At 63.9% G+C, this 18200-nt stretch carries 17 protein-coding genes; 6 read left to right on the forward strand and 11 right to left on the reverse strand.

Features of this window, described 5'->3' with window-relative positions:
- Positions 1-36: 36 nt before the first annotated feature.
- From mftE to mftC, 3 genes are read right to left on the reverse strand one after another with little or no spacing between them, the layout of a single operon-like run.
- Positions 37-804: a mycofactocin biosynthesis peptidyl-dipeptidase MftE gene (gene mftE / locus RH857_RS00085; RefSeq protein ID WP_310535915.1), complete on the reverse strand. Its 768-nt coding sequence runs from the start codon at positions 802-804 to the stop codon at positions 37-39.
- Positions 801-2105 carry a pre-mycofactocin synthase MftD gene (gene mftD, locus RH857_RS00090; RefSeq protein WP_310535916.1) on the reverse strand — a complete coding sequence of 435 codons (1305 nt, stop codon included), beginning with the start codon at positions 2103-2105 and terminating at the stop codon, positions 801-803. The genes mftE and mftD overlap by 4 nt, the downstream gene beginning before the upstream one ends.
- Positions 2106-2141: 36 nt before the next feature.
- The gene (mftC, locus tag RH857_RS00095; protein WP_310535917.1) at positions 2142-3458 is read right to left on the reverse strand and encodes a mycofactocin radical SAM maturase; all 1317 of its coding nucleotides are present in this window, start codon (positions 3456-3458) and stop codon (positions 2142-2144) included.
- Between the two features lie 180 nt (positions 3459-3638).
- Between mftC and RH857_RS00100 the strand changes: the two genes are divergently transcribed.
- The 4 genes from RH857_RS00100 (at position 3639) to RH857_RS00115 (ending at position 7577) form a co-directional block, all read left to right on the forward strand.
- Positions 3639-4568, forward strand: coding sequence for an SDR family oxidoreductase (locus RH857_RS00100; RefSeq protein WP_310535919.1), 930 nt, complete (start codon positions 3639-3641; stop codon positions 4566-4568).
- Positions 4569-4714: 146 nt separating this feature from the next.
- Complete coding sequence (locus RH857_RS00105; RefSeq protein WP_310535920.1) at positions 4715-5245, forward strand: flavin reductase family protein; 531 nt, start codon at positions 4715-4717, stop codon at positions 5243-5245.
- A 38-nt stretch (positions 5246-5283) separates the two neighbouring features.
- The gene (locus tag RH857_RS00110) at positions 5284-6639 is read left to right on the forward strand and encodes an NtaA/DmoA family FMN-dependent monooxygenase (RefSeq protein ID WP_310535921.1); all 1356 of its coding nucleotides are present in this window, start codon (positions 5284-5286) and stop codon (positions 6637-6639) included.
- 83 nt (positions 6640-6722) lie between these two features.
- The gene (locus RH857_RS00115; RefSeq protein ID WP_310535922.1) at positions 6723-7577 is read left to right on the forward strand and encodes an IclR family transcriptional regulator; all 855 of its coding nucleotides are present in this window, start codon (positions 6723-6725) and stop codon (positions 7575-7577) included.
- Between the two features lie 27 nt (positions 7578-7604).
- On the opposite strand, the gene RH857_RS00120 is transcribed toward RH857_RS00115, so the two are convergent.
- The 3 genes from RH857_RS00120 to mftR all read right to left on the reverse strand — a co-directional run bounded on the left by RH857_RS00120 (position 7605) and on the right by mftR (position 11571).
- Complete coding sequence (locus RH857_RS00120; RefSeq protein ID WP_310535923.1) at positions 7605-9203, reverse strand: ABC transporter substrate-binding protein; 1599 nt, start codon at positions 9201-9203, stop codon at positions 7605-7607.
- A 122-nt stretch (positions 9204-9325) separates the two neighbouring features.
- The gene (locus tag RH857_RS00125) at positions 9326-10957 is read right to left on the reverse strand and encodes a GMC family oxidoreductase N-terminal domain-containing protein (RefSeq protein WP_310535925.1); all 1632 of its coding nucleotides are present in this window, start codon (positions 10955-10957) and stop codon (positions 9326-9328) included.
- A gap of 2 nt (positions 10958-10959) precedes the next feature.
- On the reverse strand, positions 10960-11571 hold the full coding sequence (gene mftR, locus RH857_RS00130) for a mycofactocin system transcriptional regulator MftR (protein WP_310535926.1): 612 nt from the start codon (positions 11569-11571) through the stop codon (positions 10960-10962).
- A gap of 188 nt (positions 11572-11759) precedes the next feature.
- Between mftR and mftA the strand changes: the two genes are divergently transcribed.
- Together mftA and mftB are read left to right on the forward strand one after the other, a co-directional pair.
- Positions 11760-11873 (forward strand): mycofactocin precursor MftA, encoded by a 114-nt coding sequence (mftA, locus tag RH857_RS00135; protein ID WP_310535928.1) that lies wholly within the window; start codon positions 11760-11762, stop codon positions 11871-11873.
- Between the two features lie 7 nt (positions 11874-11880).
- A complete protein-coding gene (gene mftB, locus RH857_RS00140; RefSeq protein WP_310535930.1) occupies positions 11881-12153 on the forward strand; it encodes a mycofactocin biosynthesis chaperone MftB in 273 nt (90 codons plus the stop codon).
- Between the two features lie 137 nt (positions 12154-12290).
- Here the strand turns inward: mftB and RH857_RS00145 are convergent, their stop codons facing one another.
- From RH857_RS00145 to RH857_RS00165, 5 genes are read right to left on the reverse strand one after another with little or no spacing between them, the layout of a single operon-like run.
- Positions 12291-13430 (reverse strand): ABC transporter ATP-binding protein, encoded by a 1140-nt coding sequence (locus RH857_RS00145; RefSeq protein WP_310535932.1) that lies wholly within the window; start codon positions 13428-13430, stop codon positions 12291-12293.
- A gap of 20 nt (positions 13431-13450) precedes the next feature.
- On the reverse strand, positions 13451-14584 hold the full coding sequence (locus tag RH857_RS00150; protein WP_310535934.1) for an ABC transporter ATP-binding protein: 1134 nt from the start codon (positions 14582-14584) through the stop codon (positions 13451-13453).
- Positions 14581-15477: an ABC transporter permease gene (locus tag RH857_RS00155; RefSeq protein ID WP_310535936.1), complete on the reverse strand. Its 897-nt coding sequence runs from the start codon at positions 15475-15477 to the stop codon at positions 14581-14583. Before RH857_RS00155 ends, RH857_RS00150 begins: the two co-directional genes overlap by 4 nt.
- Positions 15464-16501, reverse strand: coding sequence for an ABC transporter permease (locus RH857_RS00160; RefSeq protein WP_310535937.1), 1038 nt, complete (start codon positions 16499-16501; stop codon positions 15464-15466). Before RH857_RS00160 ends, RH857_RS00155 begins: the two co-directional genes overlap by 14 nt.
- Positions 16501-18036: an ABC transporter substrate-binding protein gene (locus RH857_RS00165; RefSeq protein ID WP_310535939.1), complete on the reverse strand. Its 1536-nt coding sequence runs from the start codon at positions 18034-18036 to the stop codon at positions 16501-16503. Before RH857_RS00165 ends, RH857_RS00160 begins: the two co-directional genes overlap by 1 nt.
- Positions 18037-18200 lie beyond the last annotated feature (164 nt).

The raw sequence follows: 18200 nt of genomic DNA on the forward strand, positions 1-18200 counted from the left end.
CTTGGGGTAGAACAAGATCCCCCGCGCCCATTGCGCTCACCCCTGTTGAGGCAGGGACAGGCATCCGGATTCGGCCTGGTCCCAGGCGAGGTATCGACGGTGGATACTGGCGACGACGGCGTCGAGCAGTTCCTCACCCTCGCGGGCTGTGGCACCGGTGGGGTCCCCGAGCACCCCGTTGGGCGAGACGGCCAGCACACCGCCGCTCATCAGCTGAGGAAGAATCTTCTCCAGGGGCTCGGTGACGCCTCGTTCCGCCTTATCCATCTGGACCCGGTCTGGTGCGATGTGCAGCATGAGGGACGTTTCGATCCGCCCCGCGTGGGCGTCCTCCTCGGGTCCCGGCAATCCGTATCCGTTGGCGCAGGGTATCCAAGCCACATCGCGCCCCTCATACCGCAGCTGGGGGACTGCCTGAGACAGCGATGCCACATTGCCGCCATGGCCGTTGACGATGATCAGCTGCGAGGCCCACTCCAGGGCAGAGCGTCCGTACTCGACCAGCACAGCCCCCAGTGCCTCGTGACCAATGGACACGGTGCCGGCGAATCCGGCGTGCTCGCCGCTGGCGCCGTAGGTCAGCGGCGGTGCCACGAGCACCTCGGCGCCGGATTCTTCCAACCGGGCGCCGAGACCCATTGCCACGGCTTCGGCGATCACGGTGTCCGTGTCTACCGGCAGATGCGGGCCGTGCTGCTCGGCGGAGCCCAGCGGGAGAAGCAGCACCGGACGTCCGATCTCGGGCCACGGATGTTGCGTCAGTCGCCGCGGAGTCTGTGTCCCAGCTGCGGATTCCGACGTCACGACCGGCTCGCCGCAGAGGCTGGCGCTGGCTTGGGCACCGGCACCCGCCCATTGGCCGCGGCATTGGTGTCGGCAGCGGTGCGGCTGGAAGAGTTCTTGCTGTCCACCACCGCCCCGGAGAGTTTCCCGGGGTCCCCCAGCCGCAGGAAGAAGCCTTCTGGGACCACCAGGTCCTCGGGGGAGAGTTCGTGGATGGAAGACTTGCCCTGGCCCAGCACCGCCGAGTCCAGCCCTCCGCGCAGAATGTCCAGCACGTTCTCCACACCAGCCTGGCCATTAGCAGCCAAACCCCAGAGGTAAGCGCGTCCAATCATCACCGCTTTGGCCCCCAGGGACAGTGCTTTGGCAACGTCAGAGCCGCGGCGGATGCCGCCGTCGAGGAGGACCTCGATCTCGTCTCCCACGGCTTCGGCGATTCCTGGCAGCACGCGGATCGTGGCCGGCGTCGTGTCGAGGTTATTGCCGCCGTGGTTGGAGACGGAAATAGCAGTGACTCCGGCGTCGACGGCCCTCTTGGCGTCGTCGATCCGGGTGACGCCCTTGAGCATGAAGGGTCCGTCCCACTGCTCGCGCAGCCACGCCACGTCCTCCCAGGTGGGCGGGGGGGTGCCCATCCATTCGCCGTAGGCCCCGAAGAACGTGGGAGCCTCTCCCCCGGGTGCCTGCAGGTTCGGCGCCGTGAGGTCGGGCACCCGGCCGGTCTTGAGGAAGGTGTAGAGCCATTTGGGACGCGTTACGGCCTGGGGAGCGAACTTTGCGGCAGTCTTCAGATCCAGCCGCTCGGGAATCCAGGGGCTGCCCCAGTCCCGGCCGTTGGAGAAGGACCAGTCAAGGGTCGCAATAATGCCCTTGGCGCCCGCGCGCTTAGCGCGCTCCAGCCGCTGGAGGATCTGGTCCTTGGTGCCGCACCAGTAGATCTGGAAGAGCGTATTCTCATTGGCTTCCGTCACCTCGTCAATGGGCTTCGACGCGAACGAGCTCAGCCCCATGATGGTTCCGCGATTCGCGGCGGCGCGCGCCACCGCCACTTCACCCTCAGGATGCACCGCTTGAACACCCGTAGGAGAGATGAGCACCGGCATCGAGATCGGGATGCCCATGACCTCTGTGCTGAGTTCGCGGTGAGGCTTGTGCCCAGCAACGTGCGGAGCAAAGCCGATCTGGGCGAAAGCGTCCTGATTCGCCTCAATGGTCACGCCCTTTTCCGACCCTGCAACGAGGGCTCCGTAGACAGAGGGCGGAAGGTACTTCTTCGCGCGCTTCTGAGCAATCGCGACCGTCTCAAACCATGCGTTGGCCATCAGCAGTTTCTCCGTGTCAAATGGGGGGGGTGGGTCTCAGGGGGTGGTGCGCGTCGGCGGGGCGAATCCTGCCAGCGGGCTCTCGTTGCAGGCAGACACCGGCGGGGCGCTGGGAGCAGGGGGCCCGCTGCCGATGCTGACCGCCACTTTGCGGTTGGTCATGGGACGCGCCGGTGACTTGCGCGGACGCGGGGGCGAGGTCCGGTGCGAATGGTCGCCCGAGGGCTTGGGGACGGCGGAATCCTCACGCTCGGCGAGCAGCTCCTCGCCGAAGCCGCGAACGCATTCGGGGTCTGGTCCGTCCAGGGGCAGCCCGGTGAAGAACTTCGCTGCCATGCACCCGCCCTTGCACGTGTCGAAGAAGGCACACGTGGAGCAGGCCCCGCCAGACTGGGGCTCGCGCAGGTTCTGGAACAGGGCGGATTCCTTCCAGACCTTCTCGAATCCTCCCTCCTCGCGCACGTTTCCAGCGAGGAACTCGTCATGGATGGCGAAGGGGCAAGCGTAGACCTCGCCGATGGGATCGATGAGGCAGACCACGCGTCCTGCACCGCAGAGGTTCAGGCCTGGCAGAGATTCGCCGTAGGCGGAGAGATGGAAGAAGGAGTCCCCGGTGAGCACCTCGTCGCCGTGGGCCACGAGCCACTCGTAGAGCTCCCGCTGCTGCTCCTGCGTGGGGTGCAGGTCGTCCCACACATCCACGGCCCGACCGGAGGGACGGAGCCTGGTGAGGCGCAGCTGCGCCCCGTAGCGGTCCGCGATGGCTTTGAACTCGTCCAGCTGCGGAATGTTCCATCGGGTGCAGACCACCGACAGCTTGAAGTTCTCCATACCGGCCTTCTGGAGATTCTCCATGGCTCGTATGGCCATGTCATAGGAGCCCTTGGAGCGAATGTAGTCATTGACTTCCGCAGTGGCGCCGTCAAGCGAGATCTGCACATCAACGTAGTCGTTGGCGGCCAGGAGGCGGGCCTTGTCCTCGGTAAGCTTCACTCCGTTGGTGGAGAACTTCACGCCCACGTTGTGACTGGTGGCGTAGTCCAACAGCTCCCAGAAGTCGCTGCGCACGGTGGGCTCACCGCCACCGATGTTGACGTAGAAAACCTGCATCTTTTGCAGTTCGTCAATGACCGCTTTGCATTCCTCGGTGGTTAGCTCGCGAGGATCCCGGCGTCCGGAGCTGGAGAGGCAGTGCGTACAGGTGAGGTTGCACGCGTAGGTCAGCTCCCAGGTCAGGCAGATCGGCGCATCAAGGCCGTACTCGAAATGATCCACCAGACGCGTGGGCTTCGGCGGTGCGGAGACGAGGTGGGACTCGCTGGTCCGGGGAAGGGCAATGGGCTCTGCTGTCATGGCAGCTACCTCTCGGATGCGTCGGCGACATACTGCAGGTCAGACACGGAGGACGGCGAGAAGCACGTCGCAATGTGACTGAGACCACACTAATGACACTCGGTGCCATTCGGCGTCCCAGCTTTCTGCCTCGCGGAAGAGACCACTCGGAACCTCCCCGCGCGGTGCTGGCATCAGAGCATGAAGACACAAGCACCCCTGCGGGACGTTCAGAACAAGGTAGCCGTAATCACCGGAGGATCCAGCGGGATCGGGCGCGGCATCGCATTGGCCTTCGCTCGTGCCGGCATGACCGTGGTCGTGACCGGACGGCGCCAGAACCACCTGGACGAGACCCAGGAGGTCTTTGCCTCCCACGGACTTCAGGCGGAGGGCCGCAGCGTTGATGTCACCGACTTGCAGGGCATGCGCGAGCTGGCCGACTATGTCGCCGACCGTTATGGACGAGTCGACGTCCTCGTCAACAATGCCGGCATCGGACTCACGGGCCCGGTGGAGAAGGCCACGCCCGACGACTGGAACTGGGTCATCGACGTCAACATCCGCGGCGTGGGCCACGGCATTCAGGCCTTTCTGCCGAAGATTCAGGCCCACGGCGAAGGCGGATGGATCATCAACACCTCGTCCATGGGCGGACTGATGCCGATCGTTGCCGGGCTCTACTCCATGACCAAAGCAGCCGTCATCGCTCTGTCCGAGGCTCTGCACATCGAGCTGCGTGAGCAGAACATCGGGGTCTCCGCCTATATGCCCGGTCCGGTGCACAGCAATATTGCCCTGGGAACGGCAAACCGCCCTGCCCAGTACGGCGAGTCCGGCTACCAGCCGCCGTCGGAGGAGTTCGCTGCACTGGCCAAGAAGCAGCCCTACATGAGTGCAGAAGAAGCCGGAGAGCGAGTGCTCCAGGGACTGCAGCGCGGGGACATGTTCATCCTCACCCACCCGGAGTTCAAGGAGGGTGTAGCCATCAGGCACCGTGCCATCGAGCACGCTTTCCCCGATGAGCCGCTGAACCAAGAACGCGCTGCCGCGATCCCGTTCCTCACGGACGCCACGGTCTACACCCAGGAGCAGGAACGCCCCTCCCCCACTCCTCCCGTCGGGCACTGAGGGGAGAGGTCGGCGCCCGACCCCCGGACCACTTCCGTGCCCCGGAAGTTCTCGTTGGGCCGTGCTGCGCCGGTGCAGACCATGGACTCACCCCACCACCGGGCTCGCCTCATCCACGCGGCGGAGCCCCTGGAAGGAGAACTACGGTGAGTACACGCAGCACGGCACCAAGCCCCCCGCTCTTCGTGGAGGCACGGCGCTTCCGCGACACCCTGGCGCGATACCCGTCTGGGATCACGGTCATCAGCAGTATGGACGAGACTGAGCCGGTGGGCTTCACCTGCCAGGCGTTCTACAGCGTCTCCCTCGAGCCACCCCTGGTGTCCTTCTCCGTCATGAGGACATCGACCTCCTACCCACGCGTGCGCGATTCGGGTCATTTCGCGGTCAATCTCCTCGCCGAGGACCAGCGCCATGTCTCCGACCAGTTCGCACGCACGGGAACCGACAAATGGCACGGAATCTCGTGGGTCAAGACGCCCTCGGGACTGCCGGCACTCACCGGCACCCTGGGATGGATCGACTGCGAGATCTGGGATGAACACGTGGCCGGCGACCACTTCATCGTCATCGGTGAGGTCCGCGCCCTGGGGTCGGACGACCAGGCACGCACAGACCCCCTCATCTTCTTCGACAGGGCCTACCGCAGGCTGGAGCACGACGACGGCCCGCAGTAAAAGCCCTCCCCCTCGTCTTTACCATCAAGGAGTTTGCAATGGCGCAGCAGAAACGCCAGATGGCGTTAACCATGTTCACCACCCTTTTCGGCTACCACAACGATGCATGGCGACACCCCCGCAGCAGATCGGAGGAGATCGGCACCCTGGGCCTGATGCGAGACGTGGTCCAGGCTGCCGAGGCGGCCAAGCTCGACGCGTTCTTCATCGCAGACAGCTTCAGTGCTCGCCCGCTGAGGAAGGGAGGTTACCGAGGAGCATCGGTCTACGAGCCGCTGACCACCATGGCGGCCATGATCGGCTACACGGAGAAGATCGGGATGATCGGCACACAGTCGACCACCTTCAACGAGCCATACCACGTGGCTCGACAGTTCGCGAGCCTCGACATGCTCAGCGGCGGGCGCGCCGGCTGGAACATCGTGACCTCGAACAACGGCAATGAGAACTTCGGTCTGGACGAGATGCCCCTGCCCGAGGTGCGTTATGACCGTGCCACCGAATTCGTCCAGGTCGTGCAGAAGCTCTGGGACACCTGGGACCCGGATGCCATCGTCAACGACAAGAGCCAGTCGCTGTGGGTCGACAATGAGCGCATTCGCAATATCAACCACGTCGGCAAACACTTCAGGGTCGAAGGTCCCCTGGCGATTCCGCGCTCTCCGCAGGAATGGCCTGTTCTAGTTCAGGCTGGCCAGTCCCCCAACGGCATTGAGCTCGGCTCCTCCTTCGCCGATTTCATCTACACCGTTCAACCCCAGAAGGACAAAGCCATCGAGTGGTACGCGATGTACAAGAAAAAGGTCCAGTCCAAGGGGCGGGACCCGGAGAAGGTCAAAATCATGCCCGGCATCATGCCGATCACCGGGAGGACTCAGGCTGAGGCCGACGAGCTGGCCCAAGAGCTCGAGAACTGCATCGACGAGGGCAACGGGCGTGCCATGGTCAGCGGCCTCATCGACGCAGACATCAGCGACATCGGCCTCGACGAGAAAATCCCGCAGGACCGCTTCGTGGAAGATCCGAAGCACATTGAGCGGTGGTACCTCTTCCGGGAGCTGGCCAAGGAGAAGACCCTGTGGGAGCTCATTGTCCACCTCTCCCGGGCCGTCGGGCACCGGGTCATGGTCTCCACCCCGGACAAGATCGCTGAAAGCATGATCGACTGGTTCGAGTCTCGGGCCTGCGACGGCTACAACTTCAATCCCCCGAGCGTGCCGGAGGGAATGCAGAACATGTTCGATCTGCTGGTTCCCGAGTTACAGGAGCGGGGTTACTTCCGGCATGACTATGTCGGTGACACGTTCCGCGAGCGCTCCGGGCTGACAGTGAGCCAGGATGAGATCGATCGAGTGCGGTCCAGTTACGCGCAGACCACCCTGGTGAGCCGCTGACCGTCCCTCCTCGAGACCGCCCGCCTCCTCGCGATGCGGGCGGTCTCGTCGTAGAATGTGATAGGAATCACAAGAGGAGGATTATGGATGCCGCACCGCATCACGACCACCCGAAGCCCACAGCTGCGAGCCGGCTGCTCTCGCTGCTCGGCGCATTCTCCTCGGGTGACGGCGCGCTACGCCTGACGGACATCAGGGAACGGGCTGGACTGTCACTGACCACCACCCATCGCCTGGTCCAGGAGCTCCTCGCCTGGGGAGGGCTGGAGACGGAAGCTTCCGGGCGCTACCGCCTCAGCGCCAAGTTCCTCGAGCTGGCATCGCGCTCCACACGGGGGCTGCACGTGCGGGAGGCTGCGCTGCCGTTCCTGGTGGATCTGCAGCGCAGGACCGGGCTCACGGTTCACCTTGGCGTGCGCAACGGGCGGAACGTCCTGAATCTCGAGGCACTGCGCCTGCATCCCAACTACGGGGGCGCCAATCGGATCGGGGGCAGCATCGGACTGCATATGGGCGCGACTGGACTGGTGCTGCTGGCTTATGCGCCACCGGGGTTCGTCGACCTCTATGTCCAGGAGCCGCTGCAGCAGTTCACAGAGCACACCATCGCCTCAGAGGGCCAGCTGCGCGCCGCACTGCAACGGATTCGGGAGGACGGCTATGCGATCGCCTCACACACTCCCGTGACGGATCGCGCCATGGTGGCCGCTCCCGTCATGAACTCCGACGGCGAGATTGAGGCATCCCTCGGCTTGATCTGCTGGCTGGAGCATCACGAGCCTGCCAGCTATATCGGCCCGGTGAGGGCAGCTGCACGCCGCATTTCCGAGGCACTCCAGGGACGGCTGAATTATTCGGGAGACCGAGCCCGTGAGTTCCGCCTGCGCTACGCCGCCCTGGTGGAGGACGAGCCTGGGGCCCGGACCCATGTCGCATGAGCCCGGGCCCCACAGCCTCATACATCGTCAGTCTTTGGGGCGAATGAGATGCCAATCCAGGGGAATATTGCGGGTGGGGATCTCGGCGCCCTCCCAACGGGATTCGCTGTACGCCGTCAGGGGCCACATATGCACCACCGGAGCTGAGGTCATCACCTCGGCGGCACGCTCCTCAAACTTCTGGAAGGCCTCACCGCGCTCCTGTTCGGAGACGCTGCGGAGCGCCTCCATCGCGTACTGATCCAGCTCCTCATCACACTCGCCGGAGGGGTTCCGGAACGGAATCTCCTCAGGGTTGCACTCATGCCAGATGGTGATCCCCAGATTGGGGTCCGTCTCCGTGCCGCCGATGAGCAGCGCCAGCTCGAAGTCACCCTTCTGGGAGACGTACTCCTGGTAGACAGTGTCCTCGATGGCGTTGAGCTCAATACGAATGCCGACTTCATCCATGGAGGACTGGATAACCTCCGCCATGGCACGAGCGTCGGCCAGGTGAGACATGAAGGTCAGCTCCAGGCTGAATCGGTAACCGTCAGACCCCACGGGGTAGCCGGCGTCGTCCAGTCCTTGGTTGATGGCCTCCACGTTATAGGCGAAGTCCTCCAGGTAGTCGACCTCAGGGCTCTTGGCCCATTCCAGGCCTGGCGGATAGATGCTCTCGGCGGGTGTGGAGTTGTTAGGCACCGCAATCTCGTGAAGGGCGTCAATGTCCACCGCAGAGAAGACCAGCCGCCGGACCTCCGGGTCGGTCAGTTCCTCGACCTGGGCATTCATGTTGAAGAAGACCTGCCAGGGCATACTCCCGTGAGTCGTGACCGCCAGATCCGGATCGGCCTCCACCTCGGCCAGACGCGCGGAGTCGATGGCGCTGCGGTCCAGCTCCCCTGACTTCAACGCCAGGTCCTGGGCATTCGGGTCGGTCAGAATGGCGAAGATGAGGCGATCGATATGAACCTCCCCGGCCCAGTAGTCCTCGTTTCTCACGAGCTCCACCTGACTGCCCTCCTCAAAGCGCTCCATGACGAGGGGTCCTGTGCCCACCGGAGAACTGTTGGCCGGGTTCTCCACGAAGTCTGTTCCCTCGTAAATGTGCCGGGGCAGCATGGACTGCAGAGCCAGTCCCTGCAGGAACGGGCCGTAGGGTTCACGGAAGAGAACCCTGACCGTATGCTCATCCACGACCTCCACGGTGTCGATGGCTCCGGAAATTTCGATCCCTGCACGCTGGTACTGGATCACTTCGTCCAGATTGAACTTCACGTCGTCTGCGGTAAATGGCTCACCGTCGTGCCAGGTGACGCCCTCCTGCAGGTAGAGCGTGGCCTCCGTGCCGTCGTCGCTGATCTCCCAGTCGTGGGCCAACCAGGGGACGACGTCGTATTCGTCGGTCATCTTCACCAGCGGTTCCAGCATGGTTCCGGCCGCGATGCGCACATTCGGCGAGGTAATCAGCTGAGGGTTGAGGTGGGGCAGCGGCCCAATGGATTGCACCAGCGTCACCTCGTCGTCGTTCTGGGCATCGCTGGCGCTGCAGGATGTGAGGGCAAGCGCCGCCACGGCGGTCAGGGCCACTCCCCTGCTCCAACGGGTGCGACTCTTTCGGGTGGTGTCACGGTGATGATTCATGGTGCGCCTCTCCGTTGCGTGGTGCGGGTAAAGTGATCTTCGTCACACCGCAGCGAGGGAAGTTAGTGCTTCTTCCGTGGCACGGAAGCGGTCAGGACAACTGTCGGCGGCACGAGCAGGGGCTAGGCCATAGCGGCAGCGATGAGCTCGCCAATGAAGACCGCCGTGTTTGCCGGACCCCGGGAGGGAGCCTGCGGCAGGAGGGACAGGTCCGCAACCCGAAGACCCCGGATGCCGTACACCTCACCGCGGGGTGAGGTCACGGCATGTTCCTTGCCCTCGGGTCCCATCTGAGCGCTGCCGCAGGTGTGGAACCGGATGCCGAGGTTCTCCCGAATCCAGCGCTCCAGAACCGCGTCGGCCCCGTCATTCAGCACGGCCCACCACAACGGCCTTTCCAGCACAGCGTCGAACTCCGCTGACTGCAGCAGGGCCAGCGCTCGCCGCAGCCCCCCGCGCAGCGCGTGCAGATCCGACGCCGCCTCGAGGAAGTTGTAGTCGATCCGTGGAGGGGCGACCGGGTCCGAGGTGCGCAGGGTGATGGACCCCCGGGAGTCGGCGCGTTGCAGACCGACCATCATGGCATAGCTGCGAGCCTGCTCCCCCGCTGCACTGCCTCCGAAGAGGGCGCTGTTCGGCCGCGCGGTGAGCAACAGCTCCACCTCTCCCCGGTCCACCTCCGGCGCCCCCGAGCTGGAACGCTCCGGGCCGCTGCCCGCGGACGAGGGGCTGACGTTCCATGCGGCCGTGAAGGGCACCGAGGCCGGAGGTGCCAGGCCCTGCTTGGCGAGGAGCGGCAGGGTCACGTCGGGATGATCGTTGACCCCGCGCCCCACCCCGGGCAGATCGGCATGAACAGGCAGTGCATGCTCCCGCAGATGCGCACCCGGCCCGACTCCGGAGAGCAACAGCAGCTTAGGTGTGGCGATGGCCCCGGCCGCCAGCACTACCTCTCCGGCATCAATCGTCTCTCTGCCGCTGAACTCACCGCCAGGACCGCACCGCGCGACGTCGACCCCCACCGCACATCCGTCCTGAATCCGCACCCTGAGCACCTGCGTTTCACCGCGGACCTCTAAGTTGGGACGCCCGCGAGCTGGATGCACATACTGCAGCCCCGGGTGGCGCCTGACCCCATCACTGACGTTGAGCGGAACCGGCCCGACGCCGGGGACTTCGCCGGCGTTCTTGTCCGGCTCCCAGCGCGCTCCGAGGGCCAGAGCGGACGAGACGAAGGCCGCATCGAGAGGCCCGCAGTCGCCGTCGTCGGGGTGATCCTTCCATGGGCGCCGGACCAGCATGGGCCCGTCCGCGCCGTGCAGGAGCGGATCCTGGTGATCGAGGTCGGTTTCCATGGAGCGCAGGATCGGAAGGGCGCGGTCATAGGACCACGGGGAGTCGGCCACGTGCTCGCCGCTGCTGCCGGCCCATTCGGCGAAGTCCTGCGGATGCGCCCGCACGAAGTACCCGCCGTTGATCGCCATCGAGCCGCCGAGCACCTTTCCGCGCGCCACCCCCCACTGCCGCTCGGCCGTGAGCTGGCTCGGGTACGCCCAGTTGAACCGATGGTGAGGCATAGCGCCCTGCAAGGATCCGGCATCGAGGGTCTCTGGATCCACCGGGCTCCCGGGATCCGGGACCGGGCCTGCTTCCAGCAGCAGCACGGAGACTTCCGGGTTCTCGCTCAGGCGGGCTGCCAGCGCAGAGCCGGCGGCACCGGCACCCACGACGACGACGTCATAGCCGGCGCTCACCGCTACCCCGCAAAGACCCGGCGCATATCGCAGAAGCCTTGGTCGATCAGTTCCGCCAGATCCAGTCGCTCATCCTCCAGCCACTCCTCATAGGCGGAGAGACTGATGCCCAGGCAGACCTGCCCCAGCGTCATCGCCAGGTGCGAGCTCCCGCTGACGCCCAGACGCTCGGCAGCGAAGTCCGCCACGACTTGCCGCCAGGCTCGGTACCTCAGCGCCGAATGCGCAACAAGTGTAGGAGTCTTCAGCAGGCACTCCATGCGCTGACGCAGGAACGGGATCTCCTCTGCGGGAAACCGGTTGAAGTCAATGACCGCCTCCCGCAGCGCATCGAAGACGGGGATATCCGCGGGAACGGCCGCCAGACGAGCGTGCATACTGCACAGGAGCGCGTCGAAATCACCCCAGGGAAGGTCGTTCTTGGAGGGGAAGTACCGGAAGAATGTCCGGCGACCGATCCCCGCGGCCTCGGCGATGTCTTCGACTGTGACGTTGTCGAAGCCCCGCTGGATGAACAGCTCCAGACCAATGCGCCCCAGGGTGTCGGCCGTGGTGGATCGCGCCCTCCCCACTGGACGGGAGCGCTGCGCAACGGGCCCAACGACGGTCTGCATGACAGCTCTACTTCAGCACGCGGAGTAGGAGACGCAGAGGCATTTTCCGCCTGGCAGTAGACGGATGTGGCGAAATGCGCCGCACCCCTTTCCATCGACACCGGGTGCCAATAGTATGACTGACATCACAACATTCATCAGCTCACCTGAAATCCAGGTGGTGAAGGAACGCAGAAAGGATGTGTGTCATGAGCCAGCACATTGAACCGGAGAAGGTTGACGCAGAACAGGTCGAAAGCCCCGTGGAGACAGACTCCCTCATTGAGGAAGTCTCGATCGACGGCATGTGCGGCGTCTACTGAGTTCGCCATGGCATTCGATCCTGACGCTTCCTGGCGACTGAGTCCGCAGGTGGCGGTTCGGCCCGAGCCTTTTGGTGCCCTGCTGTACCACTTCGGCACACGCAAGCTGTCGTTCCTGAAGGACCGCACGCTCGTGGAGATCGTGCAGAGCCTGGGCGAGCAGCCCAGCGCCAGGGCTGCGGTCGAGGCTGCAGGCGTGGCCGAGTCTGCACAGCGAACCTACATCGGAGCGGTGGGCGCCCTCGCGGACTCCCATATGGTGGTCCAGCGCGGGTCCTGAGCACGGCGCCTGAGGACTGGGCGCAGCTCGCGGCCGCAGTCCGGGCCACAGCGGGGGCGCCGCCGCACAGCACGGAAGAAACACAGGGGCGGGGAGACCATCGGTCTCCCCGCCCCTTCGTGTGCTGCGGTACTGCGTCAGGCTGCCGCTGCGGCTGCCTGCGGACGCGCACCCCGATCAGGCAGCATCTGTCCCGGCTCCAGCGGGAAGTGACACGCCACCTTGTGCGGACGGCCAGTCCCGTCACCGACTTCCGCTGGTCGAGGCTCGACTTCTGCGCAGATGTCCTGTGCCAGAGGGCATCGCGTGCGGAAGCGGCACCCCGACGGCGGATCGAGCGGAGATGGGGGGTCGCCCTTCAGGGGCACGGGCCGCTTGGCTTCACCCGTCTCAATGTCGAGGATGGGGATCGAATCGAGCAGAGCACGGGTGTAGGGATGCCGGGGTGCGGCATAGATCTCTTCGGCCGGCCCGATCTCCGCGAGCTGTCCCAGGTGCATCACCGCGACAGAGTCACTGATCTGTTTCACAGTGGCCAGGTCGTGGGCGATGAACAGGTAGGCGAGGTCCAGCTCCTGCCGCAACTCTTCAAACAGGTTCAGGACCTGCGCCTGAATGAGGACGTCCAGGGACGAGATCGCCTCGTCACAGATGATCAAAGCCGGTTTCAGCGCGACGGCGCGGGCAATCGCCACTCGCTGTGCCTGCCCTCCCGAGAGCTCGATCGGGCGCCGCTGACAGTAGATCGCCGGATCAAGGCCCACCAGTTCCAGCAGCTGCTCCACGCGCTCCTGGCGTTCCCGCTGGCTCATGGTGGTGTGGCCGAGCATGGGCTCGGCGATGACGTCTGCCACCTTCCACCGCGGATTCAGTGAGCCGAACGGATCTTGGTAGACCATCTGCATCTCTGCATGTGTGGCGCGCAGCTGCTTCTTGGACATGCCGATCATCTGCTTGCCCTGAAACTCCACGGAGCCCGAGACTGGCTGCTCCACCTGGATGATGGCTCGTGCCAACGTGGACTTCCCCGATCCGGTCTCCCCCACAATGCCCAGCGTCTCTCCCGGAAACAACTCAAAAGACACTCCCGAGAGCGCATGGACCGTCCCGGTCTTGACACCTCCGGCTCCCCGTGTGGCGTACTCCTGGACCAGGTCAGTGACGACCAGAAGAGGCTCGGCCTCCCTGGGCGCTTTCCCCTGGCCGTGGGCCTCCCCCGGGGAGGGCTGAATCTGACCCATACCGGGAGATCTGGTGTGTGACACAGTTTTTGTCATCGTGGCGCTCTCCTGATCTCTCATGCCGTAGACCCCCGCTGCTCGTCGCTGCGATGGTCACCATCGCGTTCAAGCGGTTCGTGGGCGTCCACTTCCAGCAGCTCTTTGGTACCACCGGCTTCTAAGGCCTGACCGTTGACGGGATGCCAGCACGCGTAGCGATGCCGCTTCGCGTGCTCGACTAGACGGGGCTCCTCCTCCACGCAAATGTCCGTCGCCCGCGGGCAGCGGGGAGCGAAGGGGCAGCCGCTGGGAAGGTTGCTGAGGTCAGGCGGGTGACCGCCGATGACGGTCAGCTTCGAATGCGGCTTAGTGGTCAGTTGCGGGACCGCACCCAGCAGTGCCTTGGTGTAGGGCATCTGAACGTTGCTGAACAGCGCCTTGGTCTCCGCATGCTCGACCACCTTGCCCGCGTACATCACCATGACGTCGTGCGCATAGTTGGCTGCCAGTCCAATGTCATGGCTGATCATGATGACAGCCGTTCCCAGTCGCTCTTGAATGTCGACGAGAAGCTCCATGATCTGGGCCTGGGTCGTGACGTCCAGTGCCGTCGTCGCCTCATCCGCAATCAGCACCTTCGGATCAGACGCGAGTGCGATCGCAATGACCACTCGCTGACGCATGCCCCCCGAGAGTTGGTGCGGAAACTGGCTGACACGGGTCTCCGGCGAGGGCAGACGGACCAGCTTCAGGAGCTCCACGGCCTTAGCCTCGGCCTCCTTTTTTCGCATGGGTGCGTGCAGGCGAATGGCTTCCACGATCTGGCTGCCGATGTTCATGGTGGGGTTCAGTGAAGTCGCCGGATCTTGGAAGACCATAGCGATCTCCCGCCCACGCACGCTGCGGAACTCCTTCTCCGAGAGCCCTACCAGTTCTTGTCCGTTCAGCTGAACCGAGCCGGTGACGCGAGCGCTGGGCGGCAGCAGACCCATGAGTGAGCGAACACCCACAGACTTCCCGGATCCGGACTCGCCGATGATCGCCAACGTCTGGCCGGCATGGAGACGGTAGTTCAAGCCGTTCACCGCATGTATCTGGCGTCCGTGCCGCGTGAACACCACACGCAGGTCCTTGACCTCCAGCACTGGGCCGGGTGTCGGCTCAGTGTCGGGCTGCACGGCACCCCTCTTCTCAGTCTGTGTGGCCGTCATCGTGTGTTCGCCTCATCTCGGATACTCTCCCCCAGCAGATTGAATGACAGCACAGTGATCAACAGGGCCAAGGAGGGCCAGAGCACCAGCTGGGGGGTGGCAGAAAGTGACTGCTGTCCTTCATAGACCATATTTCCCCAGCTGGGGTTCGGTGCAGGAATGCCAAGTCCCAGGAATGACAAGGCTCCCTCGGTCACGATGACCATGGCCATTCCCAGCATCAGGAAATTGGTCAGCTGAGGCACGATGTTCGGGACGATGTGCCGGAAGAGGATCCGCCACCAGGGGCTCCCCGCCAGTTGTGCCGCCTGCAGGTAGGGCATGCTCATCACCTTCATCGTGGAGGAGCGTGCAATCCGCGCGACCGCCGGAATGCTGAAGGCCGTAAGCGCAATGATCGTGTTGGGCAGGCTGGGTCCCAGCACCTGCGCCAGAACAATCATCAGCACAAGGGATGGGAACGCGATCAGCACGTCAAGGACACGCATTATCACCGTGTCTGACTTTCCCCCCAGGTAGGCGGACACCGCTCCGACGGAGCCACCGACCACCAGGCCGATCGCATTGACGACGATCCCGACAGTCAAGGACGCCTGTCCTCCGTGGATCAAGCGCGAGAGTACATCGTTGCCGTTGACGTCGGTACCCAGCGGGTGGCCTGGAGACCCCGGGGGTAGGGCGCTGTCCAGAACGCTGCCGCCGATCGGCGGGTGCAGAGGAAGGACCAGAGGCCCCACAAAGCAGGTCAGCAGCAGGAGCAGGACCACCGATCCGGAGATCCAGGCCACCATGCGACGGCGGAACTGAGACCAGCGCACACCGGCGCGTGCGGCGAGCGGAGTCGGGGCGGCGGCACGCGTCTCCGACTTGGTTGGCGGGCTAATGACTGCCATAGCGAATCCTTGGGTCGAGAACGGCGTACATGACGTCGACAATGAGGTTGGCGAAGATAGCGACCGCGGCGAAGATAAAGACACAGCTCTGCACGACAGCGATGTCCAAACTCATGACACCCTGCAGCATGAGCATGCCCATCCCGGGCATCGCGAAGATCTGTTCGATGATCACGGTTCCGCCGACAAGCCCCCCGATGTTCAGACCCACCAGCGTCAGAAGGCCGAAGCTGGAGTTTCGGAAGGCGTGAAGCCAGAGGATGCGCCACATTCCTGCCCCTTTGGCACGTGCGGTGTCGATGTATCCAGCCCCGTAGAGCTGTTCTACCAAGTCACCTCGCAGGAACCTGGCATAGAAGCACGCCATGGGAATCGCGAGGGCCAAAACAGGGAGAATGACGGACCGCAAGTTGTCCACGAGTCCGTCCTGAACCGCGACATAACCGATCGCCGGCAACATCCGCAGCGTGACCGCGAATACCAGGACTAGCAGGAGGGCCATCACAAAGTTGGGCACCGCAAGGAGCGTCATCGAACAGACCATGACGATTCGGTCCATGAGCCCTCCGGGACGACGAGCGGCCAGAAGTGCCACGGGAAGTGCCAGCACAATGGAGAGCACGAAGGCTAGTCCCACCAGCTCCAGCGTCACCGGCAACCGTTCCGCCAGCAGCTCCGAGACAGAACGCCCGTTCACCGCCGAAACACCCAGGTCGCCCCGCAGGAAGCCAGCCAACCAGGAAAGATAGCGTTCCGGGGCGGAGCGATCAAGCCCCATCCGCTCTCGGACTGCCTGTACCTGTTCCTCTGAGGCATCCATGCCCGCCTGGTTGCGTGCCGGGTCCCCGGGCATAGCCTCGAGCAGGATAAATACCAATACGCTGACGGCGAGGAGGAGCGGGACGGCTAGGAGGACCCGCCTGAGAATCAAACGCAGAAGGGGAGAGCCCCCCGCCCGGCCTAGGAAGCTGCTTGTCTTCCTAGACCGGGCGGCGCGTGCCGGAGCAGCAGCGGTCTGAGACATCACTGCTCAACCCACACGCGATCGTAGAGGACCTGCTGATTGACAGCCAGAGCGGGGATCGGCTCGGTCAGACCGGGACCATGTATCCCCTCCCGGACTACCTGCGCCGGGCTGAAGGCAGGCCCAAAAGGTCCATACGCTTCATCTGAGATGTACTGCGAAATCTCTTCATAGAGGGCTTGACGCTCTTCTTCATCCACAGTTTGCGAGGCTGCTTGCAGCAATTCGTCCAGCTCAGTCTGCAGGCCCTCATCCAAGGCCTCTTGAGAGGATGACGCTCCGTCGGGCAGTGGCGTGCCGCTGAAGGGGGAGGTAGACCCGAAGCGCACAGCCACTCCAATGCCTGCTGCTGGATCCCACGCGCCGGCCGTCTGCAGGACGGACTCCCACTCGCCGCCTACAAACTTTGTGATGATGTCGCCCAATCCCGAGGAATTGATCGTGACGTCGATACCGGCCTCCTGCCACTGCGTCTGCAGAGCCGTGGTCACCTGGCGTGCAGTCGACAAGTCGGTCGTACTCAGTTCGACTTCGAGTCCACCAAGCTCATCCACGAGTTCGGCCGCACGCTCCGGATCGTACTCGCGGTACCCCGGCACCTCGGCATGGTGGAAAAGTCCCCCGGAGGCAGTGAAGGACTGGCTCATGTCACCTTCTCCACCGAACAGTCCTTCATTAATGGCCTCGAAGTCTGTTGCGTAGTAGATGGCCTCACGCGCACGTTTATCGTCGAAGGGCTCCCTGCGTGTGTTGAGTTGAACGACGTAAGGGGACGTCGGCGCTCCCAGATAGACTCCGAAGTCGGGGTTGCGGTCAGCTTCCGCGATCAGGTTGACGTCACTCAGTCCTTCGACAACGTCACCCTGTCCGGCTTGAACCGTCTGGTATGCCACTTGGTCGCCGCCCACCGACTGGAAGTTCAACCCATCGAGGTACGGCAAGCCATCCTTGAAGTAGTTGTCGTTTCTCTCCAGCTCAAGCCGTTCATTCTGGCGGTTGCTTGTGATCACGAAGGGGCCCGCTCCTACGGGGGTGCTGCTGAATGCGTTGGCACCCAGCTCCTCATAGGCGGCGGGAGAAGCGATATAGTTCAGATTTGTACCAGCAAGCCCGTTGAGCAGAGCAGCATTGGGCTCCTCGAGGTGAAGCTCCACCGTCCGCTCGTCCACGGCCTGCATAGCTCCCAGCCGCGAGAGGATGACCTCTTCGTCAACGTCATCCGGAAGAGCAGCGAACAGGCTGTCCATCCATTCCTGATCCAGCTCAGGTGCCTCACGTTCAAGATCGAGGGCGATTTGGGGGGTGCCGGTACTCCCTGAGCTGAAGGCACGAATCCAATTCCAGATGACGGCGTCGGCGTCCAGAGGAGTGCCGTCTGAGAACTCGATACCTTCGCGCAGGGTGATAGTGAGCGTACGGCCGTCGTCAGACCACTCGCCACTCTCCGCTTGATTGGGAACCAGTTCAGCACCTTCTCCGTCTTCGGCTGGCTCCAGGTTGAAGAGACCCCCGAAGATCGCGGAATTCTGACCCATATTCGCTCCCACACTGTTGCTGGTAGCGGGGTCAAGACCGGTCGACCAGTCTCCTGCGAAGGCGGAATCGAGGATGACCGTAATGGTGCCACCCTCTTGCGGCTCGCCAACTTCTGCGTTGCTCCCGGCTGTCTCTGCGGCACCGCCACCCCCTCCGCACGCGG

Source organism: Nesterenkonia flava (assembly GCF_031432335.1).
Taxonomy (GTDB): Bacteria; Actinomycetota; Actinomycetes; order Actinomycetales; family Micrococcaceae; genus Nesterenkonia; species Nesterenkonia flava.